General features: G+C 75.6%; 1 protein-coding gene. It reads left to right on the forward strand.

The genetic code is table 11. The annotated features are described in order from the left end of the window. Window positions 1-558, forward strand: a 558-nt coding sequence (locus tag GTP77_RS29830) for an efflux RND transporter periplasmic adaptor subunit (protein ID WP_161075753.1), incomplete at both ends; no start/stop codon positions are given.

A 558-nucleotide genomic window follows, 5' to 3' on the forward strand; every position in this document is an offset into this window, starting at 1 on the left:
AGCGGATCGCGGCCCGGCTGGGCGCGGCGGCGGCGGTGCAGAGCGCGCAGGCCGCGCTGGCGACGGACAACACCAACCTGGCGCGGGCCGCGATCCGCTCGCCCATCGACGGCGTGGTGCTCAGCCGCAGCGTCGACCCCGGCAACGCGGTGGCCGCCTCGCTGCAGGCAGTGACGCTGTTCACCCTGGCCGAAGACTTGCGCCGGCTGCGCTTGCTGGTCAGCATCGACGAGGCCGACGTGGGGGCGGTGCGCGCCGGGCAAAGCGCCAGCGTCACCGTCAGCAGCTATCCGGAGCGCGCCTACCCGGCCAGCATCGCGCGGGTGGCGTTCGGCTCGACCAGCACCGACAACGTGGTCACCTACGCCGCCTACCTGGACGTGGACAACGCGGACCTGAGCCTGCGGCCGGGGATGACGGCCAGCGCCGCCATCCGCGTGGCCGCGCGCGCGCAGGTGCTGCTGATACCGAACAGCGCGCTGCGCTACGCGCCCGCGGGCGCGCCCGCCGAGCCGGAAGGGCTGGTGGCCAGCCTGATGCCGCGCGCGCCGGCGCGGG

The organism is Pseudoduganella aquatica, from assembly GCF_009857595.1.
Taxonomy (GTDB): Bacteria; Pseudomonadota; Gammaproteobacteria; order Burkholderiales; family Burkholderiaceae_D; genus Rugamonas; species Rugamonas aquatica_A.